The 18,760-nt window shown below is 59.7% G+C and carries 16 protein-coding genes; 10 read left to right on the top strand and 6 right to left on the bottom strand.

The annotated features are described in order from the left end of the window. The first annotated feature begins 96 nt into the window (after nt 1–96). Together ACSQ36_RS14730 and ACSQ36_RS14725 are read left to right on the top strand one after the other, a co-directional pair. Complete coding sequence (locus ACSQ36_RS14730) at nt 97–654, top strand: putative colanic acid biosynthesis acetyltransferase (protein WP_436183186.1); 558 nt, start codon at nt 97–99, stop codon at nt 652–654. 370 nt (nt 655–1,024) lie between these two features. Continuing rightward, nucleotides 1,025–2,767 (top strand): FAD-dependent oxidoreductase, encoded by a 1,743-nt coding sequence (locus ACSQ36_RS14725; RefSeq protein WP_436182432.1) that lies wholly within the window; start codon nt 1,025–1,027, stop codon nt 2,765–2,767. A gap of 111 nt (nt 2,768–2,878) precedes the next feature. On the opposite strand, the gene ACSQ36_RS14720 is transcribed toward ACSQ36_RS14725, so the two are convergent. After that, nucleotides 2,879–4,075, bottom strand: a complete 1,197-nt coding sequence (locus ACSQ36_RS14720) for a glycosyltransferase (RefSeq protein WP_436182431.1) — start codon at nt 4,073–4,075, stop codon at nt 2,879–2,881. A 49-nt stretch (nt 4,076–4,124) separates the two neighbouring features. Next, on the bottom strand, nt 4,125–5,588 hold the full coding sequence (locus tag ACSQ36_RS14715) for a hypothetical protein (protein ID WP_436182430.1): 1,464 nt from the start codon (nt 5,586–5,588) through the stop codon (nt 4,125–4,127). Between the two features lie 811 nt (nt 5,589–6,399). Between ACSQ36_RS14715 and ACSQ36_RS14710 the strand changes: the two genes are divergently transcribed. The 5 genes from ACSQ36_RS14710 to ACSQ36_RS14690 all read left to right on the top strand — a co-directional run bounded on the left by ACSQ36_RS14710 (nt 6,400) and on the right by ACSQ36_RS14690 (nt 10,076). Continuing rightward, nucleotides 6,400–7,545, top strand: coding sequence for an acyltransferase family protein (locus ACSQ36_RS14710; RefSeq protein WP_436182429.1), 1,146 nt, complete (start codon nt 6,400–6,402; stop codon nt 7,543–7,545). 226 nt (nt 7,546–7,771) lie between these two features. Continuing rightward, nucleotides 7,772–8,953, top strand: coding sequence for an acyltransferase family protein (locus ACSQ36_RS14705; protein ID WP_436182428.1), 1,182 nt, complete (start codon nt 7,772–7,774; stop codon nt 8,951–8,953). Nucleotides 8,954–9,127: 174 nt separating this feature from the next. After that, nucleotides 9,128–9,493, top strand: a complete 366-nt coding sequence (locus ACSQ36_RS14700; RefSeq protein ID WP_436182427.1) for an acyltransferase family protein — start codon at nt 9,128–9,130, stop codon at nt 9,491–9,493. Then, nucleotides 9,403–9,675 carry a hypothetical protein gene (locus ACSQ36_RS14695; RefSeq protein ID WP_436183227.1) on the top strand — a complete coding sequence of 91 codons (273 nt, stop codon included), beginning with the start codon at nt 9,403–9,405 and terminating at the stop codon, nt 9,673–9,675. The genes ACSQ36_RS14700 and ACSQ36_RS14695 overlap by 91 nt, the downstream gene beginning before the upstream one ends. Nucleotides 9,676–9,707: 32 nt before the next feature. After that, nucleotides 9,708–10,076, top strand: coding sequence for a hypothetical protein (locus ACSQ36_RS14690; protein WP_436182426.1), 369 nt, complete (start codon nt 9,708–9,710; stop codon nt 10,074–10,076). Between the two features lie 312 nt (nt 10,077–10,388). On the opposite strand, the gene ACSQ36_RS14685 is transcribed toward ACSQ36_RS14690, so the two are convergent. Next, the gene (locus ACSQ36_RS14685; protein WP_436182425.1) at nt 10,389–11,600 is read right to left on the bottom strand and encodes a glycosyltransferase; all 1,212 of its coding nucleotides are present in this window, start codon (nt 11,598–11,600) and stop codon (nt 10,389–10,391) included. A gap of 365 nt (nt 11,601–11,965) precedes the next feature. Between ACSQ36_RS14685 and ACSQ36_RS14680 the strand changes: the two genes are divergently transcribed. Both ACSQ36_RS14680 and ACSQ36_RS14675 read left to right on the top strand, forming a co-directional pair. After that, complete coding sequence (locus ACSQ36_RS14680; RefSeq protein ID WP_436182424.1) at nt 11,966–13,213, top strand: oligosaccharide flippase family protein; 1,248 nt, start codon at nt 11,966–11,968, stop codon at nt 13,211–13,213. Next, nucleotides 13,213–14,292: a glycosyltransferase family 4 protein gene (locus ACSQ36_RS14675; protein WP_436182423.1), complete on the top strand. Its 1,080-nt coding sequence runs from the start codon at nt 13,213–13,215 to the stop codon at nt 14,290–14,292. The genes ACSQ36_RS14680 and ACSQ36_RS14675 overlap by 1 nt, the downstream gene beginning before the upstream one ends. A gap of 99 nt (nt 14,293–14,391) precedes the next feature. On the opposite strand, the gene ACSQ36_RS14670 is transcribed toward ACSQ36_RS14675, so the two are convergent. Both ACSQ36_RS14670 and ACSQ36_RS14665 read right to left on the bottom strand, forming a co-directional pair. Continuing rightward, a complete protein-coding gene (locus ACSQ36_RS14670) occupies nt 14,392–14,538 on the bottom strand; it encodes an MFS transporter small subunit (protein ID WP_213768721.1) in 147 nt (48 codons plus the stop codon). A gap of 33 nt (nt 14,539–14,571) precedes the next feature. Next, nucleotides 14,572–15,969, bottom strand: coding sequence for an L-lactate MFS transporter (locus ACSQ36_RS14665; protein WP_436182422.1), 1,398 nt, complete (start codon nt 15,967–15,969; stop codon nt 14,572–14,574). 795 nt (nt 15,970–16,764) lie between these two features. Between ACSQ36_RS14665 and ACSQ36_RS14660 the strand changes: the two genes are divergently transcribed. Beyond that, entirely contained in the window at nt 16,765–17,586 is an 822-nt protein-coding gene (locus ACSQ36_RS14660; protein ID WP_436182421.1) for an alpha/beta fold hydrolase, read from the top strand. Between the two features lie 45 nt (nt 17,587–17,631). Here the strand turns inward: ACSQ36_RS14660 and ACSQ36_RS14655 are convergent, their stop codons facing one another. After that, nucleotides 17,632–18,741: an MraY family glycosyltransferase gene (locus ACSQ36_RS14655; protein ID WP_436182420.1), complete on the bottom strand. Its 1,110-nt coding sequence runs from the start codon at nt 18,739–18,741 to the stop codon at nt 17,632–17,634. Between the last annotated feature and the right edge of the window lie 19 nt (nt 18,742–18,760).

The raw sequence follows: 18,760 nt of genomic DNA, 5'->3' as shown, positions 1-18,760 counted from the left end.
AAGGACAAGGCCACCACCAGTCAGGGCTCGCATCACAGTGCCCCGGGCGCAACCGAAGGCGCAGCGCGCTTCAATGGCGAGGGCCGCGCAAGCACTATGGGCAGCGGCAAGGTCATCGACCTCAGTCTCGCGGGCAAGGGCAACTATGTGGCCCGGCGTGGCGTGCTGACGGAGATCGTGTGGTTCTTTATTGAAGCCGCCGTCATCAATAACAAGTTCATACCGGTATCGGCCGTACGCGTCTGGCTGTTGCGCCGCTTTGGCGCACGCATTGGTTCCGGTTGCCGGATGCCTCATCCCGTTCGGGTGAAGGCGCCGTGGAATCTGGAAGTGGGCGACAACTGCTGGTTCGGAGTGAACGCGTGGATCTACAACCAGGCGCTGATCCGGATCGGCTCGAATGTATGCATCTCGCAGGACGCATTTCTCACCACTGGTTCACACGATCTGGAGAGCAACATGGACTTGCGTGTTGCGCCCATCGTGATTGAGGACGGCGTGTGGATTACATCGAAATGTGTCGTACAAATGGGCGTGACCATCGGCCGCTCGACAGTGGTGACGCCGCTGTCGGTGGTACATCGGTCGCTGGATGCAGAAGGCGTATATGGCGGGAATCCGGTGCGATTTATCAGGAAGCGGTTCACCGTATAGCACCAGAAAGGCACCAGAAAGGCACTAGGAAAGTGCGCCGCTGAAAAACGCATTTGTAGGGGGCATGCCGGGCGCGTCGACCAGCGCGCTTTTGGCTGTCTGTGCCTTTATCTTGGCGGGTGACGAAGCACGAGTCCGACGATTATTACACGCAGGTAAGGCTTGCATGACTTCCTGGCTGCAAGTAATTTCGACTGAAACTCGCGCAGTGCTTCGTGGATTATTTAGGGACCGAAACCTGTCGGGTGCCGGCGGCAAATTGGCCGCGTGAAGCAGCACCGGCAGCGAAGCGTTTCGACAACGGGTGACGACAGCGGAGAGCCTGCACAACACGTGGGCGAACTGCTGCACACGAGAGGGAGCACGGGGAATGTTCATTGACAGCCGGAATGTTGAGCAGCGCGCGATAGTTGAAACCACGGTCTGCATCATTGGGGCAGGGGTTGCCGGGATCACGCTGGCGCTCGAAATGGATAAGCACGGTATAGACACCGTCCTGCTCGAGAGTGGTGGCTACAAGCCTGACGATGCCACGCGCGATTTGTATCGCGGCGAGAACGTCGGCATTCCTTATACCTATGCGGATGGCAGTCGCAGCCGCTTCCTGGGCGGGAGCAGCAACTGCTGGGGCGGGTGGTGCCGGCCGCTCGATTCGTGGGACTTCGAAAAGCGCGATTGGGTGAACGATAGCGGCTGGCCTTTCGGGCTCGACGAATTGCGTCCGTACTATGCACGCACGCATGGATTGCTCAAGCTGGGCGAAAATAATTTCGATCCTGCTTATTGGGAAGCCGCCATTGGCCGCGACGACGTCAGGCGTCATCCGCTGCCAAGCGGTACCGTTCGTGACACGATCTCGCAGTTCAGCCCGCCGGTGCGTTTCGGCAAGGTGTACAAGGCCGTGCTCGAGCGTTCGTCGCATGTGCGCGTGTTCCTCAACGCCAACGCGACGAACATCGACTCTGACACCGAAGCGCGCCATGTTACGCGTGTCGATGTGGGGACGCTGAGTGGCCGGCGTTTCACCGTGGCTGCGAAGATCTTCGTGCTGGCAACAGGCGGGATTGAAAACGCCCGGCTGCTGCTGGCGTCGAACAAGGTGCAAGCTGCGGGCCTCGGCAATGGCAACGACCTGGTCGGTCGCTATTTCATGGACCACCCGCGCACCATGCAGGGCAGCATCAAGTTCAAGAAGCCGTGGGCGCGTAACAAGCTTTACGACATCAAGTATCACTATCAAAACGCTTCGGTGGCCGCGCACGGGCAGTTCATCTCGTCGCAGTTTGCGCTGACGCAGAAGGTGCTCGAACGTGAACGTTTGCTTAACGCACGCGTGTGGTTCTATTCGGTGTTTCGTGGCGAAAACACCGAGGGCGCTGAAGCGCTCGTGCGCTGCAAACAGGCGGTGTTGCAAAAGGATCAGCCGGACTGGAACTTCTCGCGGGACTTGTTGACCATGGCCATGCATCCCGTGGACACGGCTTGCTTTGGTCTTGCGCGTTTGTTGCAGCCGCGTCCGCTGATCACCGACGTCAAGTTCCAGACCATCGTGGAAGCGGAGCCGAACCGTGATAGCCGGGTGACTTTGTCGTCGCAGAAGGATGCGCTTGGCATCAATCGCGTTCGGGTGGACTGGCAGTTGACCGAGTTGGCGAAGCGCACGTTCGATCGGACCGTGACCTTGTTGGCGGAAGAAATGCAGCGAACCGGCGTGGCCGACGTGCAGCTCGACGAGCCGATGGAAGGCAAGCCGTGGCCGGCGCAGCTGGAAGGCACGTGGCATCACATGGGTACGACCCGCATGCACGATTCGCCTAAGCAAGGCGTGGTTGACCGCAACTGCCAGGTGCACGGCATGAGCAATCTGTATGTGGCCGGCAGTTCTGTATTTCCGACGGTCGGAGCGAATTTTCCGACCATTACGATTGCGGCGATGACGCTACGGCTTTCCGAACATCTGCTGAAGGCGTTGCGCGGCGAGATTTCGCCGCTTGCGTCAGTGACGTCGATTGGCGCGGGCGCTGAGCGCCGGACGTCCGAAGACACCACGTTGCCGTTCGCTGCGTCGACGTTGTGTCCGCCTTCGGATCTGGCCTTCATGGCGAAGAAGTAGGGCGGTGGGTTTCTTTTTTGCTCGCGCCGGCGGACGGGGGATTGCGAGGTTTCGGGGCTAGCGGTCGGGGTCTATGCCGCTAGCCCCGAAACCCACCCCCGGACATTGACATCACCGCTCCACGCTCACCAAAACCGGTCCACCGGCGCGAGCGAAATCCGCATCGGCCTGCAACACCCGCAGCAGATCCTTCGACATGGCCTCGACCGTGAAGCGTCGATGAAAAGTCTGCCTGGCCTGCGTACGCATCGCGGCCGCCAACGACGGTTCCAGTTCAAGCCAGTGCCTGAGACTCGATACCGTCCCCGCCACCGTATCCGATGCGACGAATCCCGCACCATCCGCTTCCACTTCGCGCCAAATATTCACCTTGTCGGAGATCAGCGCCGGCAGGCCGCATCCGAGCGCTTCAGCAACCGCAATGCCGAAATTCTCCTGATGCGATGGCAAGATGAACGCATCGCTTGCCTGGAACGCACCCCACTTCATGTCGCCGAGCAGCATGCCTGTCCACGTGATGCGATCGGCGATACCCAGTTCAACAGCCAGCTTTTGCAGCGCAGGTGTCCATTCGCCGCTGTCCGGGCCGGCCATCACAAGGTGCGCAGAAGGATCAATATCGCGGATCTCGGCAAACGCCTTGACCAGCAGGTCACAACCCTTCTTCTCATGAATGCGGCCGAGGAACAGCAGCAGGCGCTTGCCATCGAGTGCGGGATAAGCCGCGAGAAAGGCATCGCGTACCGACGCAGAAAACGTTGGCGGCGAAGTCGTGCCGAAGGCCACCACTTCTTCGTTCGCGCGATACAACCGGAACGATTGCCGCGCGAGCACACGCTCTTCCTCAGCCGTGAACAACACACGCCGCGCATCGCGCAGCACGCGATATTCCGCCCACGGCCAGTACAGGGATTTCTTCAGGTGCTTGAGCGGATAGGTGCGCTTGAACCACGGATCGAGCATGCCGTGCGGAAACACGTAGTAAGGCACGTCAAGCTCGCGCAAGGCCTTCCACGCACCATAGCTATGGTATTGCCACAGGCCATTGATGATCACGGCATCGAACTGCGTGGCGTGTGTTTTAAGCCAGGGCACAAGATGCGGCGTCAGGCCATAGTTGCCACGCGACGGCCCGAGCGCATGCACGGTCAGCGGGAACGCGGCGAGCCAGGGCGCGGCAGGGTCGTCGAGCGTGACGACCTCCACTTCATGACCCAGCGAGGTCATGTCGACGCCGCTTTGCCGGACGCCTTCAGTCGGTCCACCCGCACGCGGGTCGATAGTCGATAACAAATGCAGGATCTTCATTGCCGGTCGCCGCTTGGGTGATTGATCGGTGGTCGACGTGGCTCGATCTTCATGCGGATGTATACCGCGACATCGTGCCCGTGGTGGGATCGCGGCCTTCGTTCAGCGCGGGCGCATGGGCGGATACGGGCGTCGGCATGGCGACGGGAGTGACCGGAGCAGGCGACGGCGCGGGTGTTCCAGGCCGGCGCTTCTTCGGTAGTCCTTGCTGCGCGCGATGCCGGGCGTCTCGTTCCCGCATGGCATACGAGAGACGCGTATAGGTCGCGACCAGCAAACCAAGCGCGACGCCGAACACGAGACCGGAATACCGCGGGCCGAGTGGATTACCGCCGATCGACGTAGCCGGCAAGCCCGCGAGCAGCAGCAGCGAACGTCCCATCACGGGCAGGTATAGCAGGTCTGGCGCGCGCCGCCGCCACACGCGATACGCCATCCCGCCGAGGCCCAGTGCAAGCAGTATCGCAAGCGGCATCCAGATACCGAACAGCAAACCGCCAGCGAAGAACTGGTACACCCAGAAGTTGTGGCCTGCGGCAAATTCCTGGATCGCATAGAAGTCCTTCTTCGAGATTTGTCCGGCAAGGTCGGGCAGATAGTCGGGCGAATAGTGATACACCGCGCCATACCCCTTGCCCGCGATCAGCGATGACGGCGTGGACGTGACCTGATCGTACTGATCCTTCATCTCCGCGAGACGCGTGATAGTGGTCGGGTCCATGCCCGAAGTCGTTTCCTTCGAAGCGTAGATGCGTTGTGTCCAGTGTTCGGCGACATCGGGGAAAAATGACGCCGCGCTGACCGCCATCGCGGCGATCAACAGGCCGGTCAATGCCGCGCGCATGCCGGCCTTGGCCAGGTGCCGCGCCGACGGCGCCGACAGCCACGTCGCGAAGACGAACAGCAAGACGGTGCCCACCAGCAAGCTTCGCGTCACGCTCAGGAGTTCGATCAGGATCGTGCCGAGGAACAGGGCGAGGGTGATCTTGGTAAAGCGTTTAGCGACCACGAACTCATGCAGGAGGATGCCCTGCAAGCCGAGGAAGGTAGACGATATGATCCGGTAGCGTACGTCGTCGAGCGGGCCGCCGCTGGTCGCTATGCCGAAGGCGAAGGTGAAGACGAGCGAGATGGCCATCGACCAGAACAGCGCCTTCTCGAACTGCTCGATCCGGTCGCCTTGCCACGGTCGGCATGCAACAAGGTAGCCAAGCAGGAACAGCCCGAAGGGCAGCAGGGTGCGCAGATAGTTGCCGAAGTCATTGCCTTGCATGAGCTGGGCCACGATGCTGCCGGCTACGGTCATGATGGTTCCGGCTGTAATGATCGAACGCAATCGCGAGCGCTGAGTGAAGCTTGGCGCGATCAGCCACAGGATCAATCCGGCGGCGAGCGCCGGCAAGGTCATGACGATCTGCATCGCGTGGCTGCCGTCGTCCAGTCCCGCCTTGTAGTCGAGCGCGAGAGGGCATATCAGCAGCCAGATCCATAAGATCGTGAATTTATTGCGCATGGGCTTGTCTCTCTTCAACTCTCAGTTTTGAGGCTTCGCTGCGGACACTTCGACGTTCAGCGGCGCATGGCGCCCGGTTCGGACACAGGCGATGTCGGCCTGGTGGTTCCCCTGATCGTTCTCCTGAGCATGCCTTGCTGAAAGCATCCTTTCCGTTGCATGGCTCGCATAACGTGTTCGGTTCCCGTTTTCAGCGCTCATCATCAAGGTCAGCGGCCGGGCGAATTCAAACGGCTGCTTACTTCCGACGTAAAGGGGCCAACGCTGGATGGTCGCGAACCCGCATGGATCGTTCCGTTCCGCACATTCGCCATGAAGCACGCTCGACGCGCGGCCTGTATTCGGTCTGCATCTCGCGTCTCTAATGGGGAGCGCTTTCCCCAAAGCGGCTGGCTGATTGCTCGGAATATATCAGCGGCCGAATCCGCTGCATCCGGGGAGGCGGTAAAGCACTAGTCTTCGTCTTGAATCGACGGGTTGCGGCATGCGAGCCGCCTCACGCAAAGCGCGGCGGGGCTGTTGTTTACGGCCGATTTACAGCCGGCTCCGGGCGCTGGAGTGTTGCCGCGGCGGTGCACTGCCCGGCAATCCGCACGAGGCGTCGCTTGCGTGCGACAGCCCGCAGTGCATGGCCGTGAATGGCGTGATGTTGGCGGATGAAACCGGAGTGCTCAGACGAAGATTCAAGAACTGCCAGTCTGGACGCGGCCGGATGCGTCCGGCCGCAGGATTTTGCCTGAAGCGTCAGGAATAAATACCGAAAGGCAGGTCGGAATCGCGGGGCACACGCGCCGCCGCAAAGGGGAACACCATGGGCTTGTTCGGCACACCACGTACACAACAAACATCAAACCGGACAATCGAGCTCGACTTCGTGCGGGGCATTGCGATCATCGCCGTAATGGGCTTTCACTTCCACTCGGTCAAGACCGGTTATTCATTTGTTAGCTGGATCGAATATCCGTTGAAAAGTTTCGGCCGCGAGGGCGTTAACCTGTTCTTCACGTTGAGCGGCTTTCTCGTGGGTGGCCTGCTGCTGAAGCAATATTCAGAAGCGGGACGCATTGATGCCCGGCGCTTCATCATTCGACGCATCTTCAAGATCTGGCCCGCGTATTACGTGCTGATCCTGTTCCATGTATTCGCCGGCCGCCATCCCACCGACACCTTCCTCGTCCAGAACCTGACGCACTTGCAGAACTACCTGGGTACGTCGATCAATCAGACCTGGAGCCTTGCAGTCGAGGAACATTTCTATCTTTTCCTGCCGGCGTTGCTGTTGCTGTTCGTGCGCTTCAAGGCGGGGGCGAATGCGATCATCGGCACGTTGCTGGGGATCTGCGGCATCGTGTTGCTCGCGCGTTGCGCGGTGGTGTCGAATGGTGATCTGGATGCTGCGTTCTTCCAGACGCAGTACCGCATAGACAGCCTGCTGTTCGGCGTGATCCTCGCCGCGTTCTACTGGATGAAGCCCGAGCTTTACAAGAAGTTTGCCAGCCAGAAATGGCTGCTGCTCAGCATGGTGGCAGGGCTGATTGCATGGCTTGTCCTGGCTACGCCGCACTATGCGCTCGACGAAAGTATTGGCTACACCATCCAGGCTATCGGCTTCACTGCCGCGATCGTCCTGTCGGTCGAATACTCCGGGGCTATCCGCGATTCGATTGCGTATCGCGCGGTGGCGTGGATCGGTGTGTATTCGTACGGCATCTATCTGTGGCATTCGCTGGCGCTCGCGCCCGCCGACATCATGATCCGCAAGATGGCTGCCATGCATGTTCCGTCGCTTGCTGCCTGGGCGCTTGTACTGAGCGCCCAATTTTGCATTGCGATCGTGATTGGCTACGTGACCACGCGTGCAATCGAATTCCCATTCCTCAAGATGCGTGACGCGTTGTTCCCGGCCAAGCGCAAGGGAGAAATGGAAGTGCCCGTGGTGAGCACGCACGTGTCCTGAGCGCGTCTATCGAAACCGCGCTTTTGCTTTAAGCGCGCTTTCCCCTGATTGACCGAATCGTCCGGGTGCTCGCCTGGACCGTGCCAACTTGTTGCCCGGGAACGACCATGGAAACACTGCATTACTGCCGCTTCGAATGCGTGTCGAGGTGTCGGCCGTCAAGCTACCTGAGGGGCAGCGTGAGCGACGGGATCGGCTCATGCATTGATGATCCGGAGGTTCGCCTATGACAACGGCTCCGCGCATCGCGGCGCTTGACGTCGGGCGCACGCTTGCCGTGATCGGCGTGATTGCGGTTCACCTCGCACCGTGGATGGTAACGAGTCCCGTATGGCTCGATACGCTGGCCAATCTCGGTCAGTACGGCGTCCAGTGCTTTTTCGTCATCAGCGCGATCACGATTTTCGCTTCGATCGAGCATGATGCGCAGCGCTTAAGCGCAACGCGCGAGGTGTTGCGCAATTTCTATGTGAAGCGTTTTGCGCGCATCGCGCCGCTTTACTACCTGGCGATCATCGGTTACGCGGTCGTCGATTACGTGGTTCGTCGCGCGCACGGCCACATGCTGTTGCCGCACGATTTTTCCGATGTCATCCTCAACCTGATCTTCGTTCATGCGTGGGTTCCGTCGGCGACTGACAGTGTCGTTCCGGGTGGCTGGTCGATCAGCGTCGAGATGCTTTTCTACATGATGGCTCCTGCGCTGGTGTTCTTTTGCCGGACTACGCGTGGCCTGATTGTCGTGTCGATACTGACCGCGTTGTTCTCGGCGTCGTTCTGGTATTTCGGCGCTTGCGATGACGGACCTGCATGCCGTGTGGTGAACAACGACTTCTTCTATTTCTGGCCGCCTACGCAATTGCCGTGTTTTATCGTCGGGTTCTGGACCTGGCATCTGGCCAAGGATTATTTGATCGGCGACAGGGTGTTGCCATTGCGTGCATGCGGATGGCTTGTGCCTGGTGGACTGGTCATGGTTGCCGCGTTGTTCCTGGCCGGTACCGGGCGCGGGATGGCTCACGGTGTTGCGCCGACATTTGCGGCGCTTGCGACTGCCGCGGTGATGTTGTTGTTGACGCGCGTCTCTCCACGGACGTTGCAGGCGCCGGCACTGGGGAACCTGGGGCGTAATAGCTTTGGCATTTATATCTGGCATTTCGTCGCGATTCTCGGCGTGCGTGCCGTGGTCAAGATCGATGCGGTCGATGATTTTGCCGAATATCACGGCGTGCTGGTTTTCGCTGTATCGATGGCAGTCGCTACAGTCGTGGCTTATACCGGTGCTCGCTTTACTGCAAGGCGAGTTGAAGAACCATGCTCACGATGGGCGCGGGAATGGTTAGTGAGGGCTCCTTTAAGAGTGTCGGCTGGACGGGATGCAGCCGCTGATGGGGCCGAAGGGGTTTGATGCCGGTTTCAGTTGAGCCTGCGCGGCGCCTACCCGCGCAGTGCTGGCTCAGCCAGGCAGTCCGCCGGCTTATTTTGCGAGTGCAATGCCGCCAAAGCGAAGCTGAACTTCGCCTGCCGATGCTGCCCTGCAGCCCGATGCTGCTACCACTCCGAGAAAAAGACAGGGGTCGAAATGAGCACAACGACAAGTCAGTCTGGTGGGGTACTACCAGCGCTCACTAGCATCCGCTTTCTTGCGGCCCTGACGGTGGTGTTATCGCATTTCACCGAGCTAGGCTTACTCAATGCCCCCAAGTGGTTCTTTGATTTCGTCGATGGCGGTCCTCCCGCCGTATCGCTATTTTTCGTGCTCTCCGGATTCATCCTGACTTATACGTACCGGAAAACGATCGGTACCGACGGCCCGGCGCGTTTCTATGTCGCCCGCTTCGCCCGATCTATCCGGTCGTGCTTCTGTCACTGGGTCTGTCGGCGCTCGTCACCGCTTATCTGCTTAATGGCGGCGATTCATCGCTCATGCTCGATCGGTACGCGCTAAGGAGTTCTGTTTATATCTCACTCGCCGTCAGCCTGATCTGCCAACTGTTACTGCTGAATGCATGGTTTCCATTCGCGGCAATTCATCAACCATGGAACGGGCCTTCATGGAGCATTTCCTGCGAAGCGTTCTTCTACGCGCTGTTTCCGCTGCTCCTGCGCAGGCTGGAGCATTGCGAATGAGGACGTTGTTCTTCGTGTGTGCAGGACTCTGGATGCTGCAAGGGCTGTGGATCGTGTTTCTACAGCACGCGCTTCCAGCTAGTCGTCACGGCTTTCTCGTCGCCGAGTTCCCGATTACACACCTGTTCGAATTCATCGTTGGCATAGCTGCCGCGATCAAGTTCGATGAGCTGCGCTCGCGTGGCACTTCACTCCACTCTCACGGCGTTGCACTGATTTCCGTGGCACTCGTTGCGGTTATTGCGCTGGTAATCTGGTGTCCGGTTTCTCCCGCCTACTATCTGGAATCGCCGTTCTTCGCTGCGCTCATACTTGGCCTTGTGTTGTTGGAGCGTCCTGTCATCAGCTTCCTCAATCAACATCAGCTTCCTCAATCAACGCTGGCTCGTGCGCCTTGGTGAGGCAAGCTATTCTCTCTACCTCATTCACGTGCCGTTAGCGCACTTGGCGTTTATCGTTGGGTTCAGGCAATCGAATGGATGGATCGCCATGCTCTTCGCAATATGCTTGAGCGCCGTGATTTTTCAGTATTTTGCAGAGCCAATGCGAAGGCGGATTCGCGCGAGGTTAACAACCATCGCGCCGTCGACACGGCCGGCAGTGACGCTGCATGATAGGGCCGCATGATGTTGTCTGACGGCAGGGGCGCGGCTTGCTGATTGAACCGCTGGTCGCCTGCAACATGCTAAAAGTGCTCGCCAAACCACGAAGCTTCAAATAATCGCTTGCCGCAGCGTCTGCTTGAAGTAGCCCAACGTATTGCGTTCCAACAAATGCGGCCCGGCTGGCGTTCCTGCCGGGCGCTCCTCGAACACCTTGTCGAAAGCGCGATTAATCGACGTAGCCGATAAATTCTCGACCACCGGCCCCAACTCACCGGTCCGGCAAAACCATCCAATCAGCCCATCGGCCGTGGCGACCACGGGCTTGCCGAATCTGTAAGCCTGGACCAGTACGCCGCTCATGCCGTAGTGCCCTTTATAACCGAGCCAGACCACATCGCAGGCGGAAAACAGGTCGAGTTCTTCCTCGGCAGTAATGAACCGGTCCATGAAAACCGCCGCAGGCGATAACGCACCCGCTGAAGAAAAGAACGCGCGAGTCTCGTCGTCCTGTGCCCCCGCGACAACGAGTGTCAGCGGGTCAGCGCCTGCCCGCTGTGCTAGCGCTGTGACCAGCTCCTGAATGCCCTTGCGCTCGGTGATTGCTCCATAGACAAGCACGTGCCTGCCAGCGCCGAGCCCCAGGCGCAGCCGGGCCGCCAGCGGCTCCGTAGCCCTCGCGTCAGGGAATGGGTCGGCGAGATACTGAACGGCCGCGCTACGGGCCGCCTGATGACGCTCAGGATGCCCCGGCTTCCCCGCGTACCATTCGGTAAGCGTGGGATCGATGGTGAGCAAAGTCTTCAAGCCCGGCGTACGAATGGCGCGCAGAAAAAATTGCGCTTTGATCGCGTTGATCAACGGTTCGCGCGGTGCCTTCACGCCCACCTTGGCATGATGAAAATTGGCCCGCATCGTAATGCCCACCCACGGCGTTGCGCCAAACGGCGAACCCGTGAACGGCAGCGAGTAAAAGAAATAATCGACGTAAGGGACTACGACCAGCGCGACCTTCCGGTTGCGGCTGGCGATGTCGAATGCATGCTGGAAATCGCGGAAAAACCGCACATAGCTGACCTTCGCAAAGCCGCGGCGGCCGTGTTGGAGCGGCTCGACGAACTGGATCTGCAACTCGGGCCGGTTCTCCTGAGCGATGCGCTTGGCGAGCGAATGCCCCGCGTTCGCCGGGTCGGTCACTATCACGCACCGATACCCCGCTTCCATGTAAGCGGCTGCGGCCCACTCGGCATAACGCCAGCGATGCCCGGTGAAATCCGGTTCGACAATCAGCACGGTGTCGAGCGTGTCATTGGCCATGGTCATTGTTTTTGAAAGCGTACAAAAAGGGCGTGATCAGGATGGCCGCGCGCAGAACGTCCTCTCCGGGCGGTCAAAGCGAGCGGGGCCCGATCAGGCGCGCGGCGCCAAACATCAGTCGATAACGTCAACACTAGCATTGCCACACGCTGCGCAACCGCCAAAGTCAGGGTATTCCTCTGGCGAAAAAAGACAGTGATCCAGCACACACGAGGGCCGATATCGACTACGAGATGGCGCACGGCACAGGGCGCACCACGTTACCTTTGCGGAAACCCTGGGCAAATATCGCTAATGCAAAGTCACGTCTCTTGGGAAATCCGTTTGCCACGCTCCAACTACAAAAAGTCGATCCGACGCGAGGAATGTCTGTGAGAGCAGTTCGCTTACCGTTTTCAACCGCGAGCGTGCGTTTCGATCAGGACGCCGCCATCTGGGTCCTACTGCAACAAATCGTGGTGCGCGGCTTCGTCGCGGTCAAGTTCCTGGCGATCGGCCGGATTCTCGGGCCCGCCGCAATCGGCAGCGTCAGCGTGGCGTTGCTGGCGGTCGCTATTGCTGAATCGCTCAGCGATACCGGTCTCGCGCAAGCGGTGGTGCAAGGCCGCGAAACGCCGAACCGCTCGCAACTCGGCGCCGTGTGGACCACGCTGGCGTCGCGTGGCGGGTTGATTGCGCTACTGATTGTCTGCGCTGCGCCGCTGATGGACCAGCAGTTTCATCTTGGCGGCTCGCTGCTGCTGCTGCAACTCGCGGCGCTATTGCCGCTGATTCGGGGCGTGGCGTCGCCGGCGTATTACATCGTCACGCGCGAGCGCGGATTCATGCGCATCGCGGGCGTGGAGATGTCGTCGGCTTTCCTCGATTGCGCGATCGGCCTGGCCTTCGCGCTTGGCGGCGCGGGCGCTTATTCGGTGCTGCTCGGCATGGTGGCGGGAGAATCATTGAAGACGGTCCTGACCTGGACCACCATGTCGCCGCGTCCGCCGCTGCGGCTGTCGTGGAAGGGGATTGGTCATTACGTGAATTTCAGCCGCTGGATCTGGGCGGGCAGCGTGGTGAACCTGCTGCTGAATCAGTTCGACAAGGTGATCGTGGCAAAGCTGCTCGGGCCGGCTCAACTGGGCGCGTACCAGATGTCCTCGAAGCTCGCCCAGATGCTGCTTGCCGACGCCGCCATTGCGATGTCGCAATACCTGTTTCCGACCTTCTCCGCGCATCACCGCAAGGATGCGGATTTCGCTGCCCGGCTGTTCCGCCGTTATCTTGCGCTGATCGCCGGCGGACTCGCGGTGCTGGTGATCATCTTGCGCCTTGCCGCCGAACCGCTGTTCCAGATCGTGCTGGGAACCGCGTGGCTGCCCGCCGTGCCGCTCTTCAGGATCTTCGTGGTCAACATGGCTATCGGTGCAATGATCGCCGTGCTGGTATCGTATTTGCGCGCTGTGGGCTTGCCGAAGGTCGCTACGCACGCGTCCATCGTCCAGGCCGTGGTGCTGCTGGTCACGGTGCCGGTCGCCACCCATTTGTGGGGCGTCACGGGCATTGCCTGGGCGATGACGGTCGGCCTTGGTGCAGCCGCCGGCTGGATGCTGTTCCGAATTGCCAGGGAGGCGTAATGCGCATCCTTCATCTTGTTCTTGCCCCCCGCCTCTCAGGGGCGGAAGTGCTGGCCAAGGATCTCGCGATTCATCAGCAGAGAAGCGGCGAAGTGGTCGGCGTGACGTCGCTGCGGCCGCAACATGATGACTTCCTCACGCTGCGCCAGGAGCTCGATGCCAACGGCGTGGAGTGCATGTTTCCCAGCGGGTTCCATGGCACGTTCGGCAAGCTGTGGCATTTGTACCAGACGGTTCACCATTATCGCCCGGACGTGGTGTTTGCCCACGCGACCATTCCCGCTTTTTATGCGCGCGCACTGCCACTATCAGCACCCGTGGTGTACGTGATGCATTCGGCGACCAACGACTTCGAGCGCGGTCTGTTCCGGCGCATCGAGCGGGTATTGTCGCGGCGGGCGCGGGCGGTGATCGGGGTATCGCCGGCGAATCTCGACGACTATGTGGCCGCCGTTGGCGGGCATCCGTCGATGCAGCTGATTCCAAACGGTGTCGATATGGCGCGCTTCTCGCCCGGGCTGAATGCCGATCTTGCCAATGACCATGCGCAGATTGTGCAGATCGGGCGTTATACGTCGGTGAAGAACCAGTTGCAGACGGTGCATGCGTTCAAGGAGGTTGCGCAGCAGGTGCCACTCGCGCGATTGCTGCTGGTCGGCGTGGTCGAGGATCCAGCGTATTTCACGGCGGTAAAGGATCTCGTGGCGAAGCTTCGGCTCGAGCAGCGGGTCACGGTGGAAGGGCCGCGTTCGGACATCTCCGACATTCTTTTCAAGGCCAGCGTGTTCGCGATGCCGTCGCGCTTCGAAGGCCATAGCATCGCGTTCCTGGAGGCGCTGGCGTCGGGCGTGCCGATTGTCGCCAGCGACATCCGGCCGTTCAGCTTTGCGGCGGATTTTCCGGCTGTGCATCTGCTGGATCCAGAGGATACTTCGGCCTATGCACGCGCGTTGGTGACCGCGTTGGGCCAAGGGCGGGCGCAGCGGCCGCTAGGGGGTCTTACGTTGGCCGATACCGCCGAGCGTTATCTGGAAGTCGCGCGGCAGGTCACGGGCGGCATGGCAGGTGCGCCGGCTTGAATTGAAGGCGTGAGGGTTGGTGCAGATTCGAGCGTGGTAACAAAAAACGCCGGCTGTTCAAGCCGGCGTTTTTGTTTTTCAGACGTTGAATCTTCAGCGTCAATGAAACAGCTTGGTCGCCTGGACCAGGGTGTTGATCACGCCCCATGCAAGCGGCACGATTGCATAGATCCAGAACACGCCGAGCAGCAGCTTGTTGGACGGCTGCGCGTCCAGCTCGGCGTTCAGGTTAGTATGGGTGTTCATCGCATTCTCCGCGCTAGAGTAGGTTCAGTGGATTCAGTCTGCCGCGAGTGCGGACGCGCTCATGTGATGTTTCTCGTGCACGCGCTTCACCAGCAAGTTGCAGATAAAGCCGATCACCAGCAGTCCCGCCATGATGTGCAGCGTCGTGGTATAGGCCTCAGCTTTCACCACGCCATGCGCCACTTCATACGCGCGAATGTAGTTCACCAGCACAGGACCGGCGATACCGGCCGCCGCCCACGCGGTCAGCAGGCGTCCATGAATGCCGCCCACGAATTTCGTGCCGAACATATCGGCGAGATAGGCCGGTACGGTCGCGAAGCCACCACCGTACATGGACAGGATCACGCAATACGAGAGCACGAAGAGCGCAACGTTGCCGCTCTGCGCAAATTGCGGCACCAGCAGATACAACACCGCGCCGAGCGCGAAGAACACGAAGTAGGTGTTCTTGCGTCCGATCCAGTCCGACGCCGATGCCCACACGAAACGCCCGCCCATGTTGAAGAGCGAAAGCAGGCCGACGAAACCAGCCGCGGCAGCCGCCGTGATCGATGCCTTGAAGCTCTCCTGGATCATCACCGACGCTTGGCCCAACACGCCGATCCCGGCAGTCACGTTGAGGAAAAGCACCAGCCAGATCAGGTAGAACTGCGGCGTCTTCAACGCCTGGTCGATATGCACGTGATTGCGCGTGATCATCTTGTTGCCGTTGGTCACCGGCGGCGTCCAGCCCGCTGGCGTCCAGTTCGAACGCGGGACGCGGATGGCGAGCGCACCGATCGACATCGAGATGAAATAGATGACGCCCAGCACCACGAAGGTCTCGGTCACGCCGTTGCTGGTCGCGCTCTTGAAGTGGTTCATCAGCGCCACCGAAGCAGGCGCCGCGATCATCGCACCGCCGCCGAAACCCATGATCGCCATGCCGGTCGCCATGCCGCGCCGGTCAGGAAACCAGCGGATCAGCGTGGACACAGGCGAGACATAACCTAGCCCGAGCCCAATCCCGCCAATCACGCCGTAGCCGAGGTAGACCAGCACGATCTGATGCAAATGGATGCCGAGCGCCGCTACCAGGAAACCACCGCCGAAGCAGCAGGCCGCCGTGAACATGGTGCGCCGCGGCCCGACCTTCTCCAGCCATTTGCCGGCGAATGCCGCCGACAACCCGAGAAACACGATAGCCAGCGAAAAGATCCAGCCGAGCGTGGTCAGCGACCAGTCGTCCGGAGCCGATTCCGTGATCCCGATCACCCGCGTGAGTGGCGCGTTGAAAACGGAAAACGCGTAAGCCTGGCCTATGCACAGATGCACCGCCAACGCGGCGGGCGGGACCATCCAGCGCGAAAATCCAGGTTTTGCGATGGTTGCTTCTTTAGAAAAAAATCCGGGTGAACCGGTAATCGGGCTGCCGGTATGCGAGCTCATTCTGGGTCTCCAATCTGGTTTATTTGCGCTGTTTATCGTTTGCTTTTTTATAGACGAGCTTCAATAGCCTCTTGGCAGCGCTGCCGGGAAGCTGCTCAATCGTCGTAGCGTGGTTTGTACGAGCAAGGGGTAAAGCGGAGAAGAATATATGATGTTCTCGTTCATAATGTTAACTCACCGATGCCTCTCTAGCACGATAGTTAAGGGATCAGATAGTTGCAATAGGATATGTTCAGACATAAGCAATTGTACCGATAGGGCAATCCTTGCTTCGACCCCTCTCGACCGTTCTGAATGAGTAAAAACAGGAATTTTCAATAGTCTTCAGGTAATCATGGGTAATAACTTCTATAGCATTGACTTTCCGGCGAGATAAACCGGACCCGCCCAATGCGATTGATTAATTCGCGTTTTCCCGAAGAATCCCGCTTAATACGGTGTGCATGAAAGACGGCTCGAGTTGGCGGAAAAATGCAGTAAAGCGGCAGGATTGAAGCGTGCAGACGGGATGGCGTGCATCGGCGGCCAAGACGATGTCAGCAAGCCTTTGCGACGCGGCGTTCGTCGCCTAACCTGTACGAACACCCGCGTGTCGGACCGGGATCTGATCAATTTCCTCGCCGTTTCATACGATCAAATCGGTGCTTGAAGAAAACATCAAGACGTCGCATGAAGGGCGCAGGATTCGCATGGCGGAGGCACGGCAAACCTTCGCTAAACCCCACGCGTTGCGCCCATGCCGAAGGTGACGGACGGCGGACGTAGCGCGTTATCTCACCTTAAGGAGCACGTTCGATGAGCACGATCAAGACGAAGGACGGCACGGAAATTTTCTACAAGGACTGGGGTACCGGCAAGACGGTGGTGTTCTCGCATGGGTGGCCGCTGGATGCGGACGCGTGGGACGCGCAGATGTTGTTCCTGGTCCAGAAGGGCTACCGGGTCATCGCGCACGACCGGCGGGGACATGGGCGTTCCGGCCAGCCGGGACAAGGCAACGACATGGACACCTACGCCGACGACCTGGCCGCGGTGCTCGACGCATTGGACGTGAAGGACGCCATGCTGGTGGGCCATTCCACGGGCGGCGGAGAGGTCGCGCGTTATATCGGGCGGCATGGGACCGGGCGGGTATCGAAGGCCGTGTTGATCGGGGCGGTGCCGCCGTTGATGTTGAAGACGGAAGCGAACCCGGGTGGCTTGCCAAAGGATGTATTCGATGGAATCCGCGCAGGCGTGGTGGGCGATCGCTCACAGTTCTACAAGGATCTGGCGGTACCGTTCTTTGGCTATAACCGCGATAACGCCAAGAAATCGCAGGGTGTGATCGACACGTTCTGGGCGCAGGGAATGTTGGGCGGGATACTGGGGCACTACTTGTGTATCAAGGAATTTTCGGAGGTCGACTACACGGAAGACCTGAAGAAGTTCGATGTCCCGACCTTGATCCTGCACGGCGACGACGACCAGATCGTGCCGATTGATGCAGCCGGAAGACTGTCGGCGAAGATCGTCAAGAACGCGACGCTCAAGGTGTATCCGGGTGGCGCGCACGGCATGTGCGTGGTCGAGGCTGACAAGGTGAACGCGGACTTGCTCGAGTTTGCATCGAGCTAAAAGGAAGGGCCGCGCCGGTACGAAAAACTGCCGGCGCGGGAACCGTTATTTCTTTACCGGATGCGCTCGCCGGAACACCATCCATCGCGGTGATTTAAACCGGACGATGCTGACGTACAGCCACACGTAAGTGATCGCAAATACCACGACGAAGCAGAACAGATGCAGCGTGTGCCGCCAGAACAGCGTGGCGGGAATCACGGCAACCAGACAGAGCAGCCACAGATACGGCGACGTCAGCGAATTGCGCCGCGTGATTTCGCGCGCGTTCTGCGCACCGACGGCCCAGCGCATCAGGCGCTTATAAACCAGCATATGCAGATGCACGCCATCGGGAATCCCGGGGGAAATCCCGCGAATAAACTTCTTCCGATAGATCGAGAAACACGTCTCGAAGATCGGATACATGAACAGCAGCACCGGGAACCACGCTGAGACATCGCGATTGCGCATCACGAGCAGGATGGACAGCTCGGCGAGCATGAAGCCGATGAAATAAGCGCCGCCGTCGCCGAGAAAGATCAGCCCGGCGGGGAAATTCCAGATGAAAAAGCCCATCACCGCGCCCATCATGATCAGCGATGCGGACAACACCACCGGGTCGTGAACCTGGAACGCCACGTACGCGAGCGACGCAAACATCAGGAACGCGACCATGGACGCGAGCCCATTGAAGCCGTCGATGATATTGATCGCGTTAGCCAAAGCCGCCACCGCCACCACGGTCACGAGACACGAGATAACCCCGTAGGTCAGCAAGAAGTCCAGCGGCGGGACGCTGATACGCGTGACCGCAATCCCCAGCAAGAAGTACGCAAGCGCGGCTGCGGCCATCGTGCACACCAGGCGGATGACCGGCGTGACCCGCTTGGTCAGGTCCTCAACGAGTCCGGAAATAAACGCCGGCATCCCGCAAGCAACAATGGCGAGGATTCCGCTCGATACGACCGGATAGGTCCATCGAAGCTGCACGGCCGAGGCGGTGAGCCCGACCAAAATTCCGACCCCGCCGATGCGAGGCACGGACCGCGCGTGGAACTTCTGCACGCCGGCAAAATCGCTATCGCCGGAGAGACCTTCGTGCAAATGCGCAAACCGCACGATCAGCAGCGTGATGAATAGCGAAACGAGAAAACCGAGCGCAAAACTGAGCATGAAAAATGACCACTAAAAA

Source organism: Caballeronia sp. LjRoot34, from assembly GCF_964253815.1.
Taxonomy (GTDB): domain Bacteria; phylum Pseudomonadota; class Gammaproteobacteria; order Burkholderiales; family Burkholderiaceae; genus Caballeronia.
Note: the sequence above shows the minus strand (reverse complement) of the source record. Positions and strands in the feature narration are given on the sequence as shown.

What these genes read in the sequence shown, in the direction of transcription:
- ACSQ36_RS14730 (WP_436183186.1), top strand. Translation starts at nt 97, where the DNA reads ATGGGCAGCGGCAAGGTCATCGACCTCAGTCTCGCGGGCAAGGGCAAC.
- ACSQ36_RS14725 (WP_436182432.1), top strand. Translation starts at nt 1,025, where the DNA reads ATGTTCATTGACAGCCGGAATGTTGAGCAGCGCGCGATAGTTGAAACC.
- ACSQ36_RS14720 (WP_436182431.1), bottom strand. Translation starts at nt 4,075, where the DNA reads ATGAAGATCCTGCATTTGTTATCGACTATCGACCCGCGTGCGGGTGGA.
- ACSQ36_RS14715 (WP_436182430.1), bottom strand. Translation starts at nt 5,588, where the DNA reads ATGCGCAATAAATTCACGATCTTATGGATCTGGCTGCTGATATGCCCT.
- ACSQ36_RS14710 (WP_436182429.1), top strand. Translation starts at nt 6,400, where the DNA reads ATGGGCTTGTTCGGCACACCACGTACACAACAAACATCAAACCGGACA.
- ACSQ36_RS14705 (WP_436182428.1), top strand. Translation starts at nt 7,772, where the DNA reads ATGACAACGGCTCCGCGCATCGCGGCGCTTGACGTCGGGCGCACGCTT.
- ACSQ36_RS14700 (WP_436182427.1), top strand. Translation starts at nt 9,128, where the DNA reads ATGAGCACAACGACAAGTCAGTCTGGTGGGGTACTACCAGCGCTCACT.
- ACSQ36_RS14690 (WP_436182426.1), top strand. Translation starts at nt 9,708, where the DNA reads ATGCTGCAAGGGCTGTGGATCGTGTTTCTACAGCACGCGCTTCCAGCT.
- ACSQ36_RS14685 (WP_436182425.1), bottom strand. Translation starts at nt 11,600, where the DNA reads ATGACCATGGCCAATGACACGCTCGACACCGTGCTGATTGTCGAACCG.
- ACSQ36_RS14675 (WP_436182423.1), top strand. Translation starts at nt 13,213, where the DNA reads ATGCGCATCCTTCATCTTGTTCTTGCCCCCCGCCTCTCAGGGGCGGAA.
- ACSQ36_RS14670 (WP_213768721.1), bottom strand. Translation starts at nt 14,538, where the DNA reads ATGAACACCCATACTAACCTGAACGCCGAGCTGGACGCGCAGCCGTCC.
- ACSQ36_RS14665 (WP_436182422.1), bottom strand. Translation starts at nt 15,969, where the DNA reads ATGAGCTCGCATACCGGCAGCCCGATTACCGGTTCACCCGGATTTTTT.
- ACSQ36_RS14660 (WP_436182421.1), top strand. Translation starts at nt 16,765, where the DNA reads ATGAGCACGATCAAGACGAAGGACGGCACGGAAATTTTCTACAAGGAC.
- ACSQ36_RS14655 (WP_436182420.1), bottom strand. Translation starts at nt 18,741, where the DNA reads ATGCTCAGTTTTGCGCTCGGTTTTCTCGTTTCGCTATTCATCACGCTG.